The sequence below is a fragment of the Proteus sp. fly-1067 genome, from assembly GCF_040139345.1.
GTDB lineage: Bacteria > Pseudomonadota > Gammaproteobacteria > Enterobacterales > Enterobacteriaceae > Proteus > Proteus vulgaris_B.
The window spans coordinates 1-503 of the sequence record NZ_JBEEUL010000312.1; the positions used below are offsets into that span (position 1 = coordinate 1).

The window sequence follows — 503 nt, forward strand, 5'->3', positions numbered from 1 at the left end:
CTCAATCGAAAGTTATGGGAGGGCTTTGTCATGCCAAATAATTCAATACCACTATCAATCGGTAACAACCAAACTGGTGCTAATAACCGTGTGCAACTTGCAAAAACATTAACGTTAATGCAAGTCGTGATGATTGGTCTGGCTTATATTCAGCCAATGACCATCTTTGACACATTTGGCATGGTATCCGATAAAACCGGCGGACACGTCCCGACTTCTTATATTATTGCGCTTGTCGCGATACTATTTACTGCTCTGAGCTACGGCAAATTGGTGAAACGTTTCCCATCAGCTGGCTCAGCGTATACTTATGCTCAAAAATCAATGAGTCCACACATTGGCTTCTTAGTCGGATGGACATCATTGCTTTCCTATATCTTTATGCCAATGATCAACATTTTATTGGCCAAGATCTACTTACAAGACATCTTCCCGACAGTTGAACCGTGGATATTTGTGGTTGGTTTAGTGATTTTAATGACCGCGGCCAACTTGCGTGGAAT

The 503-nt window shown here is 41.9% G+C and carries 1 protein-coding gene; it reads left to right on the forward strand.

Features of this window, described 5'->3' with window-relative positions:
- Positions 1 to 30: 30 nt before the first annotated feature.
- Positions 31 to 503: APC family permease (locus ABN217_RS20580; RefSeq protein WP_349460058.1), on the forward strand; the 473-nt coding region annotated here is incomplete at its 3' end.